This is a genomic window from Kistimonas asteriae, assembly GCF_018263925.1.
Classification (GTDB): domain Bacteria; phylum Pseudomonadota; class Gammaproteobacteria; order Pseudomonadales; family Endozoicomonadaceae; genus Kistimonas; species Kistimonas asteriae.
This window is the reverse complement of sequence record NZ_JAEVHF010000005.1, coordinates 19,157-39,775: the sequence shown is the minus strand read 5'-3', so window position 1 is coordinate 39,775 and position 20,619 is coordinate 19,157. Positions and strand designations below refer to the sequence as shown.

Sequence of the window (20,619 nt, the reverse complement as noted above, 5' to 3'; positions counted from 1 at the left end):
TATTAATGATTGTTCTGCAGGTGCTGAAGTTCCAACGGCCGTTTGTGTGCTTGATAAGAGTGATGATCCAATAGGATACCCTGATGCTGTTACTGACGTTGATGCTTGTGGCTGATACGCTGCAGTAGCCGCACTCCGATAATCGTAATTGACAAACGGACTGTGAAAGCTGAATGAAGGATCACTGTGAGGCATTGACATCATAGGTGGCGCAATAGGATGAGACATTGATGGAGCGGTAGACAGGGTAGGCATCGATGGTACCGGTGCGGTCACTCTTGTTGGAAAATGTCCCCCCCCGCCTTGATTCGGAAATGACAATGGGTATGGGTATTGGCTTCGTAGTATTTCTTGTTGTAGAAGTCGCATACCCTCTTCCAGACCGTCCCTGTAGCCTACTCGATGACCCGCTAAGAAGCCTCTATCAAAATCAGCATTATAAGAATATTGATGAGGGTAGTTACCTGCTGGATGAGATGTTGAACTTCCGGGCGGATAGGGGTAGTAGGGTCGCATAAATTTCTCAGTCTTCTTTCTTGCCAAAGTGTCAGACTATGACGCCATCAGGCCTAAATAGTTTTGATGTTGTTAATAACGCTAACGGTATTCAATCTCTTTGTTTATATTGCTTACGTTGACCAGTACCCGTTAAAGCAGACTCAGCGACGCCTTATTACGGCCGGATCTAGACAGGGGGGAGTTGATTGAGGTTCAGGTTTTGGAATTGGACTACATGTGAGGTTCCCGAATACGGTTGATCATTCTGCTAATCAGGCACCCCCCAATGGAGCCACGACGGCGGATACGTTATCCGTTGTGCCCTTCCTAAGCGATTCTTTGGCTATCCTGTCGGCAATGTTAACGGTTGGATCATCCTCGCTCAGCGCTACCCGTGTAATGTCACCGATATTTTTGGTGGTGAGTACATCGGTCACGCCGTCACAGGCCAGCACAAGGCAACCGGAAAAACTGGTCAGGGGGTACCGGGTTATTTTGGCGCGGGAGCTTACGGCACCGTCCAACTGGTGATCAGCCAAAGCCCGTGCTGGTGCAAGCTCGCCATTGACCCGATGACAACCTAAGCTAAATTCAACAAAACCGCCTCGCTTTTTAATCGAATGCTTGTAGATCTTATTCTCTGGTTTGGCATCCTCGCTTAACTGGATGTCCTCCCCGTTACGGTTTACCAAAATGGCGCGGGAATCGCCAAGGTTAGAAACCCAAAGGTCGTTCTTTATAATCAGGGCGACACAGGCGGTGCTGCCGCCAAGTGCACAGTGACTGCTGCGGCTGAGGTCAACAAGGGCAATCTTGATGGCGTTCCATATCCCTTCATCTGTCAGGCCTTCCGTATTGTACAATTCAAGCCATTTGGTGAGGAATTTGACGATATACTGTGCGGCATGATCTGCTACCGCCTTCGTCCCATGTCCATCGAAAACCCCCAGTATTTGAATCGGTACATCTTCCCCTCCGGCCTTAATGGTGAAGTCTGTGACAATGTGGGCATCTTCCATGGTTGGCCGCCATCCAATGGAAGAGGCAATGCTGACGCCTGGCAATGTTTCTGACATCTCGCAAGTCACAGGGGGGAGTAATGGCTGCCAACTATCTATCGCTTCCAGTGGATCAGAATCATCAGACAGGGCTGGTAGTTCGGTGTCATCTGCCGGCTGTGCAATCACGTGTTGCTCTGGCGCTTCTTGTTGTGTCTGGGTAACTGCAGGTGCAGTTCCCAGCATTGCTGTGATTGGGTCAGGCAACGTTTCTAGGATTGCGTTCGACTCAGGGGAGAGTGTTCCCCACGAACTCCCTGATGATGCCAGTGAAGCATCATCATCAGCAGACAGGGCAAGCGTTTCGATGTCATCTATTGACTGCTCAATCTCATGTTGCTCTGTTGCGTCGTGGTGTGCTTGTTGTTGTGTCTGGGCATTGGGCGGTTCAGTCTCCGGCGCAGCTGTGAACGGGGCTGACAGCGTTTCAGGCATTGCGTAAGATATAGAGGGGAGCATTCCCCACGAACTTCCTGATGATGTCAGCGAATCCGCATCATCAGACAGAACAAGCCGTTCGATGCCTTCTACCGACTGTTCCATCTCATACTGTTCTGTTGCATCGTGGTGTGCTTGTTGTAGTGTCTGGGCGTTGGTCGGTTCTGTCTCCGGGGCTGTGAACGGGGCAGACAGTATTTCTGGCATTGCGTAAGATATAGAGGGACGCATTCCCCACGAACGGCTTGATGCTAACCATTGACCAAAATCATAAGAAGACAGAGCAAGCGTGCCTTCATCATCCCCTGTCGGCTGTGCAATCACGTGTTGCGATGTTGCTGGTTGTTCTGTTGCTTCTTGTTGTGTATGGGTAAATGCCTCTGCACACTCCGGTATTGCAGTGGTTGGGTCAGGCTCTGTATCTGGCATTGCAAAGGGCACTGGGGGACCTGATTCCAGCGAACTGCCAGATGCCTCCCACTGAGCAGACTCATCAGGCAGAGTAAGAATGTCGATATCCTCATCATCTGACGGGTAGGCAGTCACGCGATGTTCCGTCACTTGTTGCTCTGTCGGTATGTGTTCTGCTGCTTGTTGTGTGTGGGTTGCTGTTGGTGCAGCCTCCAGCATTGCTGTGATTCTCACACTCAACCTGTCTGACATTACAAAGGGCGCTCGGGGAGGTAATGCCAGCGAACGGTCAGATCCTTCCGGTTGAGCAGACTCATCAGACTGCGAAATAATCTCGATATCACTATCTACTGTGCTTTCCGCTACGTCTTGCACGGTTGCTTCTGGTTCTGCTTCGTGTTGTGTGCGGGCAATTGTCTGGTCTGTCTCCACCTCTCCAGTCGTGTGGCCTGGCAACGTTTCTGACATTGCGTCCAATTCTCGGAGTAAGGATTCCAACAAACTCTCTGAGGCTTCCTGTTGAACCGGCTCATCAGGCAGAGAAATAATCTCGATATCACTATCTGCCGGGATTTCAGCCACCTCTTGCGCTGTTGCTTCTTGTTCTGCTTGCTGTTCGTGGGCAATGGCCCGTTCAGTCTCCAGCTCTCCAGTGGTTGAGTCAGACAATGTTGCTAACTTTGCATCCAATTCTCGGAGGAGGCATTCCAGTGAACTGCCTGATGTTTCTTGTTGTTCAGCATCATCAGGCGGAGTAAGCGGTTCGTCATCAGCTGTTGGGCGTGCAATCACGCGTTGCTCTGCCGCTTTTTGCTCTGCCGCTTTTTGTTCTGCTTCTTGTTGTGTACGGGCATTTGTTCGTGCCGTCTCCAGCTTTTCTCTGATTCTGTCAGGGGAAAACTCCAGCCTGTATTCCAGTTCCTCGATTTTCAGGTTTTTGAGCGGGTCGTCGTAATAATATGTTTTAAGAATCCTGTCTTTCTTTGGTACTGCGTATCGATGTGGGAAGCATCGGCACGTCTCTGTGATGATGCCGTTGATAACATGGGTTATGACCTCAGGGAGATGTTGGAACGGATCGGTCCATGGTATCGCCTTAATCTTCTGCACTGCTGGAGTACGCGGACGGTGAGTTACTTCCTGAATAGACTGTCCTATGACAGAGTCGTCATCGTATTGGGTTTTTGAGGAAAAAAGACCAATGAACAGCTTGCTAGCATCTTCATCCATACGCATGGCTTTGAGAGGTTGCTGACACTTCTTGTCGGAGCCATCAATCGTTGCCTGACATGTCTGTTCGGCTCTCGATACGCAGTTGTAGCACAGAACATGACCGCACTGGGATTCAAACGGTGGATAGGCCAGGCTCTTGCTTTGGCAGTCACCGGGGCAGGCTGGAATACCTTCCCCTTCAAACAGAACCTGGTATTTTTTGATCTGATTTTTCACTTCCCTAAGCATGCCCGTATCTTTGAATGTGTCATCTTTTCTCAGATATCTTGGACAATTCGTACAGGTCACATAGTCAGTCTGGGGAGTCTGCGCACATAATTCACAGACCCTGCAGCCACAAGCTTTCTGCTGATAAGGGATTACCATGTATCCGTTATGGCGGCCGCAAAAGAGCCACAGGTCAGATAAACCGGCTAAGAGCTCTGTTTTGATTTCGGGCGTGATATCGCCGACTTCCAGCGGTGACTGGCTTTCATTGTTTTGTAGTGCAAGAAGTGTTTGAAGGCTGACAGAACTCGATGGATTGGGGTCAGGGTTAACAAGCAGGCCCGTGATTGCGCCCACCACCTCAACGTGACTGTTTTTTATGGCGACATGCAGCGCCGTATTGCCTGTTTCACTATGGTGTGTTGACAGTATGTTTAAGCCATTGGCTGCAACGGCGCGGATTACCTTGTGGCTATCCCCTTTTTCTGCTGCATTGACCAGCTGATCGGCAAGTTGCCGGTCGCTGCTCTGAACGGGGCTGCTATTGCCTGAAGGGCTTGCGGGAAAGCCCGCTCTAGCGCTGACATCCATGTTGTTACTCTGCCTCAAGATTTCATTTTATAACCCAGATAATGGACTAACGACTGCCTCTCGGGCGCCTTTCTCAGGAGAGCGTGACGTAGGAGCCAATCGGGGCTCTCGAAATAATGGAAACTGTCGTGGTTTAACATTGGACATGCCCTTGCACGATTAGTTCCCCGCGGTCTTCTAATATGGCGGCACCGATGATCAGCCATGGTGGACAATCCTTTGTATTACCCGTCGAGATTCCTGTAGATCAGGACAACAGGCTTAGGAGTGAAGTCTTATTGCTGGCATAACAGGAAGAGTTACCAATACATGCTGCTAAAGAAATGCTAAAAATGTCAGGCTAGGAGCATTCCAAAATAGGCAGGAAACAAGCGCATCACACAGGCATCCAGGGGAAGAGTAGGGCGCAGGGCAAAGTAGGGTGGTTCCCTGTTCAAGTCGTACAACGCAGCTTGAATGCCTGTGTGAGGAACCTGATGGGTATTTACAATACAGCTCGCCTAACCCTCCAGTTCTTTGACGGTATCAAAGAAAATCCCTTGCATATCCTCAGCTTCACGCTCTGTCTGTCCGCCATGTTTAAGGAATGTAGTAATAATCGTTTGGGTTTTTTCATCTTTAGCGCGGCTAAGAAAATAGCGCAATTCCAATTCAGCCCCGGCTTGTTCATCCTTGATGGATATGGCAACGATATTCTTGTACATGCCAATATCTTCAAGCTCCCACTTGCTCATAATCCCCAACAGTTGAGACAAAAAGCCTTCCATCTCCGCTTTCGGCACATGTCGGGTAATAATATTCAATGTTTCAGCCTGCTGTGGACTAAAGTCAGCGCCAGTCAGCAAAGCCTGTAGTGCCTTGCTTTTCCCGAGCCGACGAGCATATTGAACCGCTCCCTGCCCCCCCGTAGGAATATTGATATACAGTTCAGGCTGGGCAAAAGCGGCATTCTCCGTGCCGTAGGATAGATCGCAGGCCATGACAAATTCATCGCCCCCCCCGCGTGCATAACCATCAACAATACAAACGGATAACTGTTGCATTGATTTAATGTTATGAATCAAATGGCTAAACTCGATGCAGGCAGCCTGACCACCTGGCGTACCATTAATGAGGGTAATATCAAGATGAGCCAGGAAAAAAACAGGGTTCATGGATTTGAATACTACAACCGTCGTATCTCTGTCATCTTTCAATGAAAGGATGAATTTATTTAATTCATTGATCAGGTCAATCGTTAATAAGTTGATCGGCTTGTTATCAATAGAGACATAAGTAATTTTTCCCTCTTTGCTTATGGCAATTTTACTCATTACAGGAACCTTCTACTCGTGAGTGAATGGGCATATATGTCAGACAACTGACTTGAATCAGAAATATAGGAAAAAACGACGGCTGGAAAATGGACAGATAAGCATTATATTGTTGTCACAATGGCAACAATGCGAACCAATGACGTATGGGTTTTACTGAACGCTTACTGCTATTTCTACGGGTGGCTGAGTCAAAGTCGTTCACGAGTGCCGCAGAGCAAATGCAAGTCAATCGCTCGATGGTTTCAAAGCAAATACACAAATTAGAAAACGAGCTTGGCATACGCCTGCTCAACAGAACGACGCGGTCTATGTCGTTGACAAGTGCTGGCAATGAAATACTGGTTCAAGCTAAGCGTTTGCGTACAGTCCTCGACGAAACGCGGTTGCAGGCACAATGCTTTCACACAAAACCCATGGGTTCTTTAAGGATAAACAGCACCTGTCACTTTGGGCGCCATTATGTGCAAAAGGCTGTGGTTCAATATCAAAAATTATATCCAGAAATCAGCATAGAGCTGAGGCTGGAAGACAAGATGGTTGATCTTATTGCTGAGAATTTTGATCTTGGGTTTCGAACAGGTTACTCAGCAGATTCAAGCCTTATTTACAGAGAGCTGGCAAGAAATCGTCTGCTTATTGTTGCCTCCCCCGATTTTTTACAACGACGGGGTACTCCACAATCCGTCGCGGAACTGGAGCAATTGCCCGCAGCCGTTTACTCATCCAACGGGAGCCTGATGGATAAGTTCAAATACTATGAGAGTAATGGAGAAGAATCTTACATCCACCTGAATGTCGTTTATAAAACTAACGAACAGGATGGTTTGATAGAAGCCGCTGTAACCGGCAATATGTTATCAGTTGTGACAGCCTCAATGATCAATAATGAAATCCTGGAGGGGAAGCTCGTTCCCGTGATGACACACATCAATCTGGCTGACTTTGGTACTTTTTATGCCGTTTACCCACATAGAGACTTACCCCTTAAATCTCGCCTGTTTCTCGGGGTAATTCAAAAAGTGATTGGTGAGAGAGTGCCCATATGGGAGCAGCGTATACCCGATTTTGAAAAACTTTATGTAAATAGAAGCGTTCCCTCAGCATTGATCTCAAGCTGATACCCAAGTCAGACTCTTTAGTGATAAAAGACAATTAATAATAAAGACAAAAAACAAGGCCTGAAACCTTGTTGCTCAAGCGTCTGCGTTTATCGACAACTGAATCGCTGGAAACAAGACGGCGTCACTGCCGTGGCATGAGCGCCAGTTATTCTCGGTTTCCAGGATATATCCCACGCCGCTAGCTGACCTTTCCATGCCTTACGCAGGCCGGATGAGCACTTAAAAGGGCCCACCGTGCACAGTGCATCCGGCGTATTACTTCTCAGCCATTCGACCATGAGATTTTGTGCCCACACGGCCTTATCGATGTCCTCCCATGTGACGATGTGCTTCATCTCCTCAAATAATCTTTTAAACTCTCTAAGTTCATTAAATCGAGTTGTATTTTTGGCACTTTCATCCACATAAGCCCGTCGGTAAAGTACTCTCGTGTTGCGAAGCACATCCCGCCACCCCGGCGTAAGCGACATCATGACTTCCATATCATTACAAACCTTCGTCACTGACATGTTGTCAGGGAGAGTCATAAGCCGGAATTGGTTTTTCTGCTCGAATGTCGAAGGCAGGCTGTTATACAGTCGGGTAAACTCGTGCTCAATAGCCCTGTTTTCCTTCTCAAGATTGGCTTGCAGGTTTTCCAAAAACGCCAGTGTATCCTCTTGTTTCGGTTTTCTGTCGGTCAACGTAGAAAAATCGATGTGCTCAATGGGAGGCATTTTGCACCATGTCACATATTTTCCATGAAAATTAACAACATCCCGTAATAATAACGTCTTCATTTTTAGGTGCAGGCGTTCCTGGTTGGCCTTGTCGATGCTTTTAATAACCTTGCTTTTGTGCAGATGTTCCGTGCTTGAATATACCTTACTCACTTTTAATTTTATTGCCTCTAGGAGAGATGGTTCACTTTGGGCTTTCCTTTGCGCTAATCCAACGTAGACGAGACGATAAGCCTGTTCTCCATCGGTTGCCTCCTTTATATCGAAGCCTGCATCAAGGAACATAGCTTTAAGTGTGGTATACAAGGGGGCCGTTGGGGGCTGCCCCTCCAGCAATGCAGCGATAAACGCCTGGAATTTTTCATAACTATCATGCATGTTTAGTTGGGTTATCTGATAACCCTTTTTTCTTGTGGGGATCTCAGTAATAAATTGTTTGATAACAGGGTATTTTATGAAACTATGCTTTAAGTCTTCCCCATGTCGTTCTGGGGCTTCCATTACATGCTCATTCAACGTTTTTTTTAGCCGTTTACCGAGAGCAGGGTGCGAGTGTTTGTAGAATTTTTCACCGAGTATTTGTGCATCAAACGCTTTAACCGTTCGCGCTTTGCCGGTTGTCGCTGAGCGTGTAAGGTCTCCCAGAGAGGCTGTAAGACTTCTGAACATTGAAGTGGGTGTCAATTCTAATGTTTCAGTCTCTGTGTCGACACTGCGGGATGACAGTTCCACGCTTCTCCGGGATGGCATGAGATGGGCAAGGGAAGGAAACCGGTTGCTAATGTTGCTCAGACTAGAAGTCGACATGAGTTTTGAAAACACAGTGAATACCAATAAATTAAAAGCTTGAAATCTACAAATGCAGTATATCTAACGACAATAACAATTTTTCAATGAATCAAGCTTGTTCGCGCTATTATTACATTCAATCATCGAAGCTAAAAAAACAAGTATATAAGCTAACAAAATAAAAAGGCAGGACTAACAAAGTTTGTTATGGCATGCAGTATTATTTGGTTTTCATTGCGAGCGAGATAATTCATCAATAGAAACGAAAAAGTCTTAAGGCATTATAATTCACTTTGTAGACAAGAAGAGACTATACGGCTGAGAACATGGCGATAACCCATCATGTGCTAAAGAATCTGTGAAACGAGGTGGCAGTGAACGTTGGCATTAAAACAAGGCTATAGCTGGGGTGAGTGCTGCAGGGGCTGGAGGTCTGGCTTGCTCAAAGAGTGATTGTCCTCGCTTAGGACGGGGTGCCTAACACCTCATCGAACACCGGCATCAGAAACATAAAGGGGCGAATGCGTTGGCGGTTGGGGTATCCGCAGGCTGAATGACCACCCGTTACCGTCAACTGCAAAAGGATTCGCCTAGAGAAGAAACCGGCGCCGGGTCAGGGATAGGTTTTGAATGCTAAGCATGGGTCTATCGCTCTCATGCAATGTGGGGAATTTGAATAGTGATGCTTATCAGCTGGTTAGTGACGTGAATGTATGACTTGGTAGGCTTGCGCGTCGTCAATCCCAGTAGGCTGGGTTTTTCTGCCATCGTTGCGAAACGTACTATTTTTTATGAAGCCGAACACGACAGCGTCTTTATCGCCGGTATCCATGCCGTCAATTATGGTGACTGCTTCGTCAGCGGAACCTGATATATCGCCTTTGGTATCGACAACCGCAGCGCTTACGTCGCAATTGACGTCTGTTTCAAGAAGCATTACGACCACGAGTGATACCAGGCTAGTCAGTGACCTGATGTTTGGCGATGCCGCAGTAGCTGAAAGCGTTAAGAGTCCGGCTTGTATACAGCCTGCAACCGATGACGAACAACGCTCAGGCAGAGGTTCATCGAAGCATGATTCACCACCGTTTTCTTTCCCACTGAGTAGAGAGATTGCATCACCGGGGCTACTGTCTGATTGGCTGCCCGGTGTCTTGCCATTCTCCCCAATGCCCGTATCCGGTGAGTCTCAGGAAGTGGTGACTGAAAAAGGTGGGCAAGGTGAACGTGTCAGTGAAAAACAGCAGGAAGCGTTACCTGTCCAGGAAGGCATGGCGGGCAGTGATGAGGCGAGGGAGAGACAGATTCCGGCTGAGAGCATGCTGGGACCCACCCGGTCAGAAACACCGTACGTTGCCAGTACGGTAGACTCGGCTGGCACTGCAGCTGCGCCGACAGTTGAGGCGGAATGTGCTGCGTCGAGTCCGGTGGATCTTCTGGCCATAGCGATGGCGGAGATTCAGTCACCTGTCCCATGTCAGAGAGATCAGGAGCGTGCGCAAGAACCTGCTGTGATGTTGGGAGCCTCGCTGAGTGTCGATGCACCATCATCAGCCGGTAGTAAGCCAAAGAGAAAGAAAAAGACGACAGGGCAGAAAAGTGAGCAACGCGGTGACTACTTCTATCAGTGCGATCGTTGTCATCGCGGTTATATTACCGCTGCTCGCTATCAAGCGCATCAACGTCAATGCCAGGCCGGTATGGAAGAGGCAAAACGCAAGAAAGCCCACAAGCCTGAAACTTCATCTGCCATGGTTTCACAGCCTCCAGCCATTACTCAGCCTGAGGGGGAAGAAAATCCTATAGGCGAATGGGCATGCCATTTATGCGGTAAAATGTTTTGTTTTGAAAATACGTTGAAAATTCACCTGAGCCTTCATGACCAGTATCAGTCCGGGCAGATTCCTGAAAAATTCAGTGTGCCTGGAGAAAGGGAAGAAAAGCCATCATCTCAAGATACTGATCAGACCGTAAAGTGTGGGATTTGCGGTGAGATTTTTTGGTTCGAATCTACCTTGCAATATCACATGCTTGATCATGATCCGCGTGCGTCAAGGCAGGGGTATGAACGTAGCTCAGAATCCATACGTAGAGCAGTGCTTGAATCACCCGCGTTGAGAAGGGAAGAAAGGCTGGCAGGTATCACGGAACGGGCCGCACCATCTTCTACAGGGGGTAGCGTCAAAGCAGAGGCACAAACCACGGTATCCTTGAATATTGCTTCACAAAGGAGTCAATGCCGATATTGTTGCAGTTTATGTCACGAATATTTTGCGACAGAAAGGCTGTTAAAGAATCATATTCAGCTACATTTCATGACGGGGTGTAATCCCCTGCCTGAGCATTTGAAAGTCCCTATTCCCAGGTTAAAACCACAGCAAAAGGCAGCCACCAGTAGTCAGGCTAAAAAGGAACCGTCTATCGTTTCCCCGCGCGCGAAGGCAGCGCCGGTGAAGACGTGGAAATGTGCCATTTGTGACCAGATGTTCTCTACGCATGTGGAACTTGCTAAGCACGGGAAAGACCAGCACAGTGATAAAAGATTGAAGCTATTGGGCGTATCGAGAGAAGATCCAGGAGTGGCGGTAACCTCGATAGTGACATCATCGCTTACTACGCATGTTGCCGCTTCCTCGACCGCTTCGGTTGCGGGTTTGTCGTCAGCCTTGTCACCACAGCCGAGCACGTCGACACATCGACAACCGATGCCGTCCACCCCCTCTCCGGCACCTCCGCCACAAATGTTGTCATTTGACGATATAGCCAGCGTCGGATCGAATTACATTAATATCAATGAGCCCGACATGCTGCTCATTCCGATGTCCCCAGGTTTAAGCACTCCACCTCCGCCTGCTCTTGATGATGAAGATACGTAAGCGGGATGCCTGTCGATTTCAGTGATGTTGAGGGTGGTTTTTTTATAAGAGTGTTTTACGAGCTATTAGGTACAACATTTAAGTACATGAGTCATTAATATCTGAAAAAACAGAATGGTTTAATCATAGTGCCCAAACCATTGAATCAAGTTGTTTGGAACAAAACCTGAGTGATTTGGTTTTCGGATCTTCTGTCTTGGCGTCCCTTCTACCATCTTCATAGATCAGTATTGATCTTTGGATTGGAGAAGGGAGCCGTCAATTGCTACGAAGAGCCGCGATTATTTTTTCGCTTAGACAATCTCTATCAGGTTTCCTTTTGTCTCCAGCCACGATTTACGATCAGAGGCCCGTTTCTTCGCCAGCATCATGTCCATGGTCTGCCGGGTCATGAACATATCTTCGTTGGTCAGCTGCACCAGTCGACGGGTATCCTGCGACATGGTGGTCTCACGCAGCTGCAGCGGGTTCATCTCACCCAGACCCTTGAAACGCTGTACATTGATTTTGCCCCGTTTCTTTTCGGCCTTCAGGCGTTCCATCACGCCGTCCTTCTCGGCATCATCCAGCGCGTAATAGACTTCCTTGCCGATATCGATCCGATACAGCGGCGGCATGGCCACGTAGATGTGTCCCTTGTCGACCAGCGGGCGGAAATGTTGCAGAAACAGTGCACAGAGCAGGGTGGCGATGTGCAGGCCGTCGGAGTCCGCATCGGCGAGGATGCAGATCTTGCCATAGCGCAGGCCACTGATGTCGTCAGCACCCGGGTCAACGCCCAGTGCGACGGAAATGTCGTGTATCTCCTGGGAAGATAGCACTTCGCTGGAATCCACTTCCCAGGTATTCAGGATCTTGCCACGCAGGGGCATGATGGCCTGGTATTCCCGGTCGCGGGCCTGCTTGGCGGAACCGCCCGCCGAGTCCCCTTCCACCAGAAACAGTTCGGTGCGGGAGACATCCTGGCTGGAACAGTCCGCCAGCTTGCCGGGCAGGGCAGGGCCCTGGGTGACCTTCTTCCGCGCAACTTTCTTGGCTTTGCGCATCCGGCGCTGGGCGTTGCTGATGCACAGTTCCGCCAGTAGTTCGGCCAGGTCGGTATGCTGGTTCAGCCAGAGGCTGAAGGCATCTTTCACCGCGCCGGAAACAAATGCTGCACATTCACGGGAGGAGAGGCGTTCCTTGGTCTGGCCGGAGAACTGCGGGTCGGCCAGCTTGGCGGAGAGCACGTAGCTGCATCGTTCCCAGATGTCGTCCGGCGAGAGCTTTATACCGCGCGGCAGCAGACTGCGGTATTCGCAGAATTCCCGCATCGCTTCCAGCAGGCCGGTACGCAAACCGTTGACGTGGGTGCCGCCCTGGGCGGTGGGAATCAGGTTGACGTAGGATTCAGTGGTCAGCTCGCCGCCCTCAGGCAGCCAGACCACGGCCCAGTCTACCGCTTCGGTTTCGCCGGTCAGGTTGCCGGTGAAAGGGTGCAGGGGCAGCAGTTCATAACCTTCACAGGCGGCTTTCAGGTAATCGACCAGACCGTCTTCATAATGCCAGGTGCTGGTTTCGCCTGAGATAAGATCCTTGAATTCCACCTTCAGGCCGGGACAGAGCACCGCCTTGGCGCGCAACACATGCTTGAGCTTGCTGACGGAGAATTTGGGGGAATCAAAATAGCTGACGTTTGGCCAGAAGCGGACCGTGGTGCCGGTGTTGCGCTTGCCGCAGGTGTCGATAATCTCCAGTTCGGAGCGCTTGTGGCCGTCGGCGAAACCGATGGTGTACACCTGCCCGCCACGGCGGATGGTGATATCAAGCTGGGTGGAGAGCGCGTTCACCACGGAAACACCCACACCGTGCAGACCACCGGAGAACTGGTAGTTCTTGTTGGAGAACTTGCCGCCGGCATGCAGGCGGGTCAGGATCAGCTCCACGCCGGAGACCTGGTGCACCGGGTGAATGTCCACCGGCATACCACGGCCGTTATCGCTGACTTCCAGCGACTGGTCCGGATGCAGGATGACCGTGATCTCACTGGCGTGGCCTGCGAGCGCCTCATCGACACTGTTGTCGATGACTTCCTGAGCGAGGTGGTTGGGCCGGGTGGTGTCCGTATACATGCCCGGGCGCTTGCGCACCGGGTCAAGCCCGCTCAGAACCTCAATGGATTCCGCTGTGTAATCGTTACGCATGGTTTCCCTGTACCGAAGTCAAACCTGTAATGCCTGCCGACCGGCGTAACGCGGGTCGGTTACTGCAAAATATCACAGTCTATCAAAAAGGGGAGCGAGGGGGTTATCCCTGTGTCAGCGTCGTGGGCCGAGGCGCTGGTTTCAGGGAGGACGGCATCAGCACCGGGGATCACTCATCAAGCGGTGCGCAATGTGCACTGAGCCAGGCACTGACAGCACAGCTGGCTTTTGCAAAAGAGATTGGGTCTTTCTGTTCTTGCTGTGCGATTAAAGCCGCCAGTGTTTGAACATTCTCCGGGTGGTTACTGCGCCGGGCGGCATACAGGCAGAGTAACAGGGATTTCGCCAGAACATATTCGTCGACGGGATTCCCCATGGGGTATTGGACGGCCAGTTCAGTGAGCTCCAGAAACTCACCCAGAAGCATGCTGGAGTGGTAATACGTCATTAGTTCCGATTCATGCTTGAAGGCGCAGGCCTGCCGCCGGGGGGATGTTTCAGGATCAAACTCGGCGGGGAACCACTGCCAGCTCCAGCAGGTGATTTTTCGGTGATGCTCCCTGAGTTCATCGACAGGCTTGGGATTTGTCGCCTGACGTTGTTGGTAAATAGTCCGCAGGGTTTCGGTCCAGTCCCGCTGATTATCGATCAGTGGCTCCTGGGGAGGCTGCGTGGTTTGGCTCATCGAAAATGCCTGTGCCGTCGGTGTTGTGTAAGGCGGAATTCAAGTGCCGAGTATTGTCAGCACAGCCTTCGCCACCGTTTCGGATGACGCCGGGTTTTGGCCGGTTATTAGCACGCCATCCGTTACCGCATGTGACTGCCAGTCATCAGCCCGGGTGTAGCGAGCGCCTTTGGCTTTTAAAGCGTCTTCCAGAAGGAAAGGCACTACTGCAGTCAGCTGAACCGCGTCTTCTTCCGTGTTGCTGAAGCCAGTGACCATGCGGTCATTGATCAGCGGTGTGCCGTCAGGAGCGCAGGCGTTGAGCAATACGGCCGGAGCGTGACATACCGCGGACACGGGCTTGCCGGCGGAAGCCAGAGCTTCAATCAGCTGGATGGAGTCGGCATCCTGGGTAAGGTCTCAGAGTGGGCCGTGGCCACCGGGGTAGAAAACCGCATCGAAATCATCAGCAGATACCGTGGACAGTTTTACTGTATTGGCGAGTTGCGTCTGGCTGTCGGCATCGTTGTTGAAGCGTTTGGTGGCGGGTGTCTGGAAATCCGGTTCCGCACTCTTGGGGTCCAGCGGCGGCTGGCCGCCCAGCGGAGAGACAAGGGTGATTGTCGCACCGGTATCCTTGAAGACATAGTAAGGCGCTGCGAACTCTTCGAGCCAGAAGCCGGTCTTGGCGCCGGTGTCGCCGAGCTTATCGTGCGAGGTGAGTACCATCAGAATGTTCATCACGGAGTCTCCTTGCTGGATGCGGGTTACAACCATTTATACATGACCAGCGCATCCACGTAACCTTCCGTCGGGTGGTTGAAGGCGCGGGGCAGGCGACCGACAGTTTCAAACCCAAGCTTCTGCCACAGGCGGACGGCACCGTTGTTGCTGGAGGCCACAAAGTTAAACTGCATGGCCTTATAGCCCATGTTGCGAGCAACGGTTTGGGAGTGCTCGCACATGGCGGTTGCCAACCCGCGACCGCGGGCGGCGGATGACACCATATAGCCGCAGTTACAGACATGGTCTCCGGAACCAGCTTGGTTGGTTTTTATAGTGTAGGTGCCGAGGATTACGCCATTGTCGTCTGCTACCCAGGTTTGCCGGGGGGCTGACATCCAGAGGCGGAAGGCTTCATCGCGGCTGGTATCCGTTGGGTAAGCGTAGGTATCACCAGCAGCCACCACTTCGTGGAAGATGGGCCAGATAGCATCGAAGTCTTCGTCGTTTGCCTGCCGGATAATCATTGTTGTGGGGCTGCCTATTCTGTGTGGCTGGTTTGCTTTGTTTACGGGGCGCGGCCGGTGCTCAGTGCAAAGGCCCAATCTTTACGTCCTCTGGCATGTGCCGCATCAATGGCCTTTTGATAGTCATATGGCACTTTGACGAACGCTGTCGTCCAGCCTGCCGCCGTTCTTTCCACGATGCAATAGGTGGCGTGGGGCGAATGGTTTTCCATGGCATGCGGCACTGGCAGATCATCGTGGTACGCCGGCAGGCCAACGCTGCCCGGGTTCACGACCAATTGCCCGGTCGATAGCTGAATAGCCCGGGGGATATGGGTATGGCCGCACAATATCAGCGATGTGGTGATGGACGGCACCTGTTCGCAGATATCTGCATCAGGTCGGATGCGGGGATAACCCGCCGCCACTTCTTCCAACAGGTAGATCAGGTCATTATCCGGTGCGCCGTGGCAGAGAAAGATATCTTCAGCCAACGTCAGTGTGGGCGGCAGTTTGCGCATCCAATGCAGTGGCTCCTGACCCAGGTCTTCAAGAATGAACTGGAGGGTTGGATTAGCGGTGATGTCTGCAGCAGTGGCTTCGTAAATCTGTCGATCCTGGTTGCCTTTGATCGTAATGATGGTTTCGCATTGTAGCCGCTCGTACGTGGCCTTTGGGGCCAATGGGCCGTAGAGAATGTCGCCCAGGTTGATCAGTTGGTCCACCTGTTTTTTCCGGGCGTCCGCCAGCACCGCGTCCAGCGCCCAGAGGTTGCTATGAATGTCCGACAGTACGGCAAAGCGGGTCATGTATGTGTTGAACCTGGGTTGTTGTTTTGTCTGGATGTCGTCGCCTGGCAAGATGTTCCTTGTCGTCAAACGTGCATGGCAGCCTGGAAGTGTGATGTTTCCAACGGTGGCCAACCGTCTTAGCTTTTAGGTTCAATCTTGATGATGGTGCCTTGGGCAATGGCTACCAGGCGCTCTTCCTCGCCTTCTTGATGTGCATAAATTTTACACTGGCAAACCGCCTGCCGTTTGCCGGTGGATAGAACCTCGGCTTTAGCGACCAGTTTGTTGCCTATGGCGGGGCGAAGATAGTTGATCTTGTATTCCGAGGTAACGCAATTCATTAATAACGTACCGCCGGCAAAGGTCAGGGCGTTATCGGCCAGGTAACTCAGCACGCCACCGTGTACAAACCCATGCTGTTGTTTGAATGCGTCCTGAACGGTCAGTGACAGAACCACGGAGCCCGGAGCGAGCGCATCAAGTTCCGTCCCCAGGAACTGACTGAAAGGTTGTGTTTTCAGGATCTTTCGACCCATCTCGGTGTAATCGCTCATTCTTCTACCTCTTGGGAACGATCAGGTGGATGCCCGGGTACTGGACAGGATAAGGCCGGCGCTGACAAATACACCGCCGGTGATTTTATTGAAAAAACGAGCCCGGCCGGCCTGCATCAGCCAGCGCGAGGACTTCGCGCCCAGCCAGGCATAAAAGAGCAACCAGGACAGCTCCAGTACGGCAAAGGTGATGACAAACACCAGATACTGCATCACCAGGGAGGCCGAAGGGGTAATGAATTGCGGAAACAGGGCTGTGAAAAACACAATCGCCTTGGGGTTGCTGGCACCGACGATGAAGCCACTCAGGAACAGACTGCCGGGTTTGCGAGGTGAGGAAGCTGATTTACTGTCACTGATGTCATAACTTTGCTGTGATGAGGTCAGTGCCCGGATGCCCAGGTAAATAAGGTAGGCGGCACCTGTCCATTTGATGATATTAAACGCCAGCTCGGATGTGCTGATGACAAGCCCCAGCCCGGTAAACGAGAGCGTTATGATACCGACAATGGCGGTCAGACTGCCCAGCGCCGTATAGATGGCAGATTTGAACCCGTCGGTCACCGAGGTGGTCAGGCATAGCAGCACGCTGGGCCCCGGGGAGGCGGTCAAGACCAGAATGGCCAGTGTGTAGTAGACCCAGAGTTCGAGCGTCATGGCAGGCTCCTTAACGTCCCTTCGTCGATCAATTCCCTGGCGTGCACCGTGGCACGAGCACTCAGTGGGCAATACCTGTTAGTCAGGCAGATACGGTACTGGGTGCAGGGAAAGGTTTGGCAAAGGTAAAGGCTTCGGGGCTGGGACCCTTGGTTTTCAGTGTTTCCAAAACGGCCTTGGCGTCGGCGATCGACGGAATGTGACCTTTGGGTATCCACCACAGTGCCAGCGAGGGGCCGGCCATTTTTTCAAACCAGCTTTTTTTGTGTTTGAGCACCGTCAGGTGGTCGCCTGCATAGACATAGGTTTTCAGGGCGTCCAGCGATTCCCAGACGGAGATGTTGACGATGATGCGCTCGTCGTCAAAGACCTGCAGGGCAGTGGCGTCACCGTCGTCTGTTTGCAGACGCCAGACAAACCCCGGACTGTGATCCGCCAACGCATTAATGGCATCCAGCTGATCCACGAAGCCCTTCATGACCGGGCTGTCCAGCGGCGCCTTGGCGGTGGCGATGTTGATCTGCGCGAGATGATAAGAATCCGACATGCAACTCCTGATGGGCGTGTTGTAATGGCAGCTGTTTCCTGCTGCGGGTATCACCAGGCAAGTCCTGTGCTGGTGGTTTCAGGGTGACGCAATCGCGGATTATTACATGATTGCTTGAATGATCAAGGCATCCAGTGGAATTTCCAGATCATCAAACAGTTGTATGCCTTCATCGTAATAGCTGGTTTCAACCAGATGGAAACCGCTGGCCAGCAGGGAATCCTTGATATCTTCCAGGGAACGGATATGAAACCCGTAACGGGTGTAGGGAATGGCTTTGAGGCAGTGGTCAGAACGCACACCGAAAACAGCGCGTCCGCCGGGTTTGAGCCAAGAGGCGATCTTACGGAACAAGGCGTCCAGATCGTCGATGAAGTAGAGCACATTCACGGCCATCACGCCGTCAACCGAATGGGTAATCACCGGTGCGGAAAAGCTGTCGTCGGTGAAAATCGTCACCGGGGCGGCACCCAGACCAGAGAGGTTGTTCCAGGCCTGTTCCACCATTTCGACAGAGGGCTCAAGTGCAATATATTCGCCGTTTTTTTCCAGGGCGCGAATCAGTGGACGTGAAAGCAGGCCGTTACCGGGGCCGATTTCAACGATGCGCTCACCTGCGGTTGGCGCCAGCGCTTCAATACTGCGCTCGGTAATAAACGCATTGGTCTCGTTCATTTTTTCGGCAATGGCGGTGCCGTCTTCCCCATAGGGGCAGGCCAGCTGAGAGGCGAGTGTCTGAAGGTCGTAGTTGTCCACTGGGCTTGAGTCTCCTGGTGAGATATGCCTGTTTGATCCGCCCAAGGTGCAGAAGTTCAACGATGAAGGCGTGTGCTGTTGGTCAGTACTGGCTGTCCACAGTGAAAGTGATATGCCTGTGGCCGAGCCGATGTTTGTCATCCCCGATAATGCAAGCAAACAGAGGCAGCAGAACACTAACCGATCAACGGGGGCTCCCTGCGCGTTTGATTCAAAAGGCCGTGGCGATCGTTTCATTCACACAGGAAATCCTGGATGGCTTTAGGATCAATGTGCCATACAGCATAATCCATAGCCGGGAACTTGCTGGGGAACGTCGTGTGGGTGCTTTTAGTGGTTTGTAGGAAACAGGCCGGTTATATCGCTGATGTCCTAGGGATACTGACCAACAGGCCTGGCATGCCCCAATCCGTATATAACCGGCACGCATTGTTGTGAATGAAGATATAAACAGGCAGATCCTGTTACCTGATGCTTTGGCGATTACGTTTGAATGAGAGTAGCAAAGCCAATGATGATTAAGCCCCACCAGATGACGCCAAGGGCTATCCAAATAAAATTGGCAACCGTGTAGGTTGAATTGCTGCTTCCGGCTGGGTCGTCACTGAGGGTGTTGATCGCCTGCTGGGCTTTAACCAGTGGTGATAAAAGAATAAATATATAAAGTAAGGAAATGATGTCGGTATAGGGAAATAAGACGTTGCTCTGGGACATATTGTTGGCAATATTCCCAATAATCGTGACGACAACATATAACGTTGCTTCAATATTGGGTTTCCATGCATAGTCCTTGTTGTTGAGTTTCAAGTGTTTGTCGATTTCTTCAAACAGCGAGTGTGTAAAGAATATACTGAAGACGGCCCTGGGTATTGCCCAAATGGGTTTGCTGAAATAGGGTCTGTAGAGGCTCCAGTTCTGATAGAACCAGTAAAGTCCATACAATCCTAGGGAAGGTGCGAATAAGTCCACCCTCACCTTCGGTAATCCTTGGTATTACTGGTACTGTTTTGGGAAAAAGGGACTTATTCGCAGTTTCCCTAGCGTGCTGATGAACAACACAATGAATTTGTTTTTGGAAACCACGTAGAATTGAAACGTCGATGACCCAGAGGTTTTCTCTAATGATGCGGCATCGGTGGTTGGTGGGGCATAGATGTTGTTTTGCATAATTTATTTTACTTATTGGTTATGTGAATAACATCAAACAGCGAGTGTGTGACGCGGAGTTTGGGTGTGTAGGTTGTTCTTCATGCAATGGAACAATGCTGAAAAACGTGATTACTTTGTTTTCATTAATGGGTAATTCGTAGAATGACCGATGGCACATTCACGGATGGCCTAATGCCGTATTATCAGCCAAAGATTGTGCTGGAATGAATGATGCCGGGTTATTGTTTCAGGGGACCCACATAATCAATGTACTGCCCCAGAGCCTGACGGAAGAACACGTTGCGGCCTGAGAGTTCGAGCGTCAGGGGTTCGTGCTTGAGCACCGTCACATACGGATTAAGTTCTATGGTGACCTCGACGGACCCCTGGCCTTTCGATTTCATCGCCTGAATTTGATTGAACAGGGCGCGCTTGGTTGCGATGTGGCGATTCGCTTCAGGGAGGTTCGGGTTGGTATAGGGCATGCGCAGGATTAGATAATCACTGTCTGTGTGGGGCGCCGGAATCGGGAAAGCCTGTTTGCGGATGAAGACTTCAAATTGGCCGCCTTCAGAAAGTTCATAGGTGTTGTTGTTTGCGTATCGGTGCTGTCGTTCAGTAGGGGAAACGCTTAAGGAGCAGTTTTCCGGGGTCAGCGTAAAACGCAGGTGATAATAATCATTGTACTTGCCCGGGCTGACGTGAATCTCTGCGGCGGACATCGTGGCAAGGAAAAATATATTCAGCAGGATGCAGATACAAATCGTATAAGATATTTTCATGGTCAAGTGAGCGAGCCGTTTTATATACATATTCTATTAATACTGTGCCT

General features: G+C 50.9%; 16 protein-coding genes and 1 pseudogene. 3 read left to right on the top strand and 14 right to left on the bottom strand.

Translation table 11 applies throughout. From position 1 onward, the window contains the following. Nucleotides 1-770: 770 nt before the first annotated feature. Both KHS78_RS07325 and KHS78_RS07320 read right to left on the bottom strand, forming a co-directional pair. Entirely contained in the window at nucleotides 771-4,436 is a 3,666-nt protein-coding gene (locus KHS78_RS07325) for a protein phosphatase 2C domain-containing protein (protein ID WP_211826736.1), read from the bottom strand. Nucleotides 4,437-4,936: 500 nt separating this feature from the next. Continuing rightward, nucleotides 4,937-5,749: an enoyl-CoA hydratase/isomerase family protein gene (locus KHS78_RS07320; RefSeq protein WP_211826734.1), complete on the bottom strand. Its 813-nt coding sequence runs from the start codon at nucleotides 5,747-5,749 to the stop codon at nucleotides 4,937-4,939. 146 nt (nucleotides 5,750-5,895) lie between these two features. On the opposite strand from KHS78_RS07320, the gene KHS78_RS07315 reads away from it, so the two are divergent. Further along, on the top strand, nucleotides 5,896-6,870 hold the full coding sequence (locus KHS78_RS07315) for a LysR family transcriptional regulator (protein ID WP_211826732.1): 975 nt from the start codon (nucleotides 5,896-5,898) through the stop codon (nucleotides 6,868-6,870). An 89-nt stretch (nucleotides 6,871-6,959) separates the two neighbouring features. Here the strand turns inward: KHS78_RS07315 and KHS78_RS07310 are convergent, their stop codons facing one another. Next, entirely contained in the window at nucleotides 6,960-8,324 is a 1,365-nt protein-coding gene (locus KHS78_RS07310; protein WP_211826730.1) for a hypothetical protein, read from the bottom strand. A gap of 766 nt (nucleotides 8,325-9,090) precedes the next feature. On the opposite strand from KHS78_RS07310, the gene KHS78_RS07305 reads away from it, so the two are divergent. Both KHS78_RS07305 and KHS78_RS07300 read left to right on the top strand, forming a co-directional pair. Continuing rightward, entirely contained in the window at nucleotides 9,091-9,252 is a 162-nt protein-coding gene (locus KHS78_RS07305; RefSeq protein WP_211826728.1) for a hypothetical protein, read from the top strand. Nucleotides 9,253-9,355: 103 nt separating this feature from the next. Then, the gene (locus KHS78_RS07300; RefSeq protein ID WP_211826726.1) at nucleotides 9,356-11,257 is read left to right on the top strand and encodes a hypothetical protein; all 1,902 of its coding nucleotides are present in this window, start codon (nucleotides 9,356-9,358) and stop codon (nucleotides 11,255-11,257) included. 293 nt (nucleotides 11,258-11,550) lie between these two features. Here KHS78_RS07300 and parE read toward each other — a convergent pair whose 3' ends face one another. The 11 genes and pseudogenes from parE to KHS78_RS07245 all read right to left on the bottom strand — a co-directional run bounded on the left by parE (nucleotide 11,551) and on the right by KHS78_RS07245 (nucleotide 20,599). Beyond that, nucleotides 11,551-13,440 carry a DNA topoisomerase IV subunit B gene (gene parE, locus KHS78_RS07295; RefSeq protein WP_211826723.1) on the bottom strand — a complete coding sequence of 630 codons (1,890 nt, stop codon included), beginning with the start codon at nucleotides 13,438-13,440 and terminating at the stop codon, nucleotides 11,551-11,553. 169 nt (nucleotides 13,441-13,609) lie between these two features. Beyond that, nucleotides 13,610-14,125, bottom strand: a complete 516-nt coding sequence (locus KHS78_RS07290; protein WP_211826721.1) for a hypothetical protein — start codon at nucleotides 14,123-14,125, stop codon at nucleotides 13,610-13,612. A 39-nt stretch (nucleotides 14,126-14,164) separates the two neighbouring features. Then, nucleotides 14,165-14,845 (bottom strand): annotated as a pseudogene (locus tag KHS78_RS07285) (type 1 glutamine amidotransferase domain-containing protein). Nucleotides 14,846-14,871: 26 nt separating this feature from the next. After that, nucleotides 14,872-15,354: a GNAT family N-acetyltransferase gene (locus KHS78_RS07280; protein WP_211826719.1), complete on the bottom strand. Its 483-nt coding sequence runs from the start codon at nucleotides 15,352-15,354 to the stop codon at nucleotides 14,872-14,874. A gap of 41 nt (nucleotides 15,355-15,395) precedes the next feature. Beyond that, a complete protein-coding gene (locus KHS78_RS07275; RefSeq protein WP_211826717.1) occupies nucleotides 15,396-16,142 on the bottom strand; it encodes a metallophosphoesterase family protein in 747 nt (248 codons plus the stop codon). 119 nt (nucleotides 16,143-16,261) lie between these two features. Then, nucleotides 16,262-16,678 (bottom strand): PaaI family thioesterase, encoded by a 417-nt coding sequence (locus KHS78_RS07270; protein ID WP_211826715.1) that lies wholly within the window; start codon nucleotides 16,676-16,678, stop codon nucleotides 16,262-16,264. 21 nt (nucleotides 16,679-16,699) lie between these two features. Beyond that, nucleotides 16,700-17,335, bottom strand: coding sequence for a LysE family translocator (locus KHS78_RS07265; protein ID WP_211826712.1), 636 nt, complete (start codon nucleotides 17,333-17,335; stop codon nucleotides 16,700-16,702). Nucleotides 17,336-17,417: 82 nt separating this feature from the next. Beyond that, the gene (locus tag KHS78_RS07260) at nucleotides 17,418-17,882 is read right to left on the bottom strand and encodes a DUF3291 domain-containing protein (RefSeq protein ID WP_211826710.1); all 465 of its coding nucleotides are present in this window, start codon (nucleotides 17,880-17,882) and stop codon (nucleotides 17,418-17,420) included. 102 nt (nucleotides 17,883-17,984) lie between these two features. After that, nucleotides 17,985-18,638: a class I SAM-dependent methyltransferase gene (locus KHS78_RS07255; protein WP_211826708.1), complete on the bottom strand. Its 654-nt coding sequence runs from the start codon at nucleotides 18,636-18,638 to the stop codon at nucleotides 17,985-17,987. A 483-nt stretch (nucleotides 18,639-19,121) separates the two neighbouring features. Further along, nucleotides 19,122-19,445 carry a hypothetical protein gene (locus KHS78_RS07250; RefSeq protein WP_211826706.1) on the bottom strand — a complete coding sequence of 108 codons (324 nt, stop codon included), beginning with the start codon at nucleotides 19,443-19,445 and terminating at the stop codon, nucleotides 19,122-19,124. A gap of 581 nt (nucleotides 19,446-20,026) precedes the next feature. Further along, a complete protein-coding gene (locus KHS78_RS07245; protein WP_211826704.1) occupies nucleotides 20,027-20,599 on the bottom strand; it encodes a hypothetical protein in 573 nt (190 codons plus the stop codon). Nucleotides 20,600-20,619 lie beyond the last annotated feature (20 nt).

Excerpts from the sequence above, each read along its gene's own strand:
- KHS78_RS07275 (WP_211826717.1), bottom strand. The coding sequence starts at position 16,142 with ATGACCCGCTTTGCCGTACTGTCGGACATTCATAGCAACCTCTGGGCG.
- parE (WP_211826723.1), bottom strand. The coding sequence starts at position 13,440 with ATGCGTAACGATTACACAGCGGAATCCATTGAGGTTCTGAGCGGGCTT.
- KHS78_RS07300 (WP_211826726.1), top strand. The coding sequence starts at position 9,356 with ATGTTTGGCGATGCCGCAGTAGCTGAAAGCGTTAAGAGTCCGGCTTGT.
- KHS78_RS07290 (WP_211826721.1), bottom strand. The coding sequence starts at position 14,125 with ATGAGCCAAACCACGCAGCCTCCCCAGGAGCCACTGATCGATAATCAG.
- KHS78_RS07305 (WP_211826728.1), top strand. The coding sequence starts at position 9,091 with ATGTATGACTTGGTAGGCTTGCGCGTCGTCAATCCCAGTAGGCTGGGT.
- KHS78_RS07280 (WP_211826719.1), bottom strand. The coding sequence starts at position 15,354 with ATGATTATCCGGCAGGCAAACGACGAAGACTTCGATGCTATCTGGCCC.
- KHS78_RS07265 (WP_211826712.1), bottom strand. The coding sequence starts at position 17,335 with ATGACGCTCGAACTCTGGGTCTACTACACACTGGCCATTCTGGTCTTG.
- KHS78_RS07325 (WP_211826736.1), bottom strand. The coding sequence starts at position 4,436 with ATGGATGTCAGCGCTAGAGCGGGCTTTCCCGCAAGCCCTTCAGGCAAT.
- KHS78_RS07260 (WP_211826710.1), bottom strand. The coding sequence starts at position 17,882 with ATGTCGGATTCTTATCATCTCGCGCAGATCAACATCGCCACCGCCAAG.
- KHS78_RS07315 (WP_211826732.1), top strand. The coding sequence starts at position 5,896 with ATGGGTTTTACTGAACGCTTACTGCTATTTCTACGGGTGGCTGAGTCA.
- KHS78_RS07245 (WP_211826704.1), bottom strand. The coding sequence starts at position 20,599 with ATGTATATAAAACGGCTCGCTCACTTGACCATGAAAATATCTTATACG.
- KHS78_RS07320 (WP_211826734.1), bottom strand. The coding sequence starts at position 5,749 with ATGAGTAAAATTGCCATAAGCAAAGAGGGAAAAATTACTTATGTCTCT.
- KHS78_RS07270 (WP_211826715.1), bottom strand. The coding sequence starts at position 16,678 with ATGAGCGATTACACCGAGATGGGTCGAAAGATCCTGAAAACACAACCT.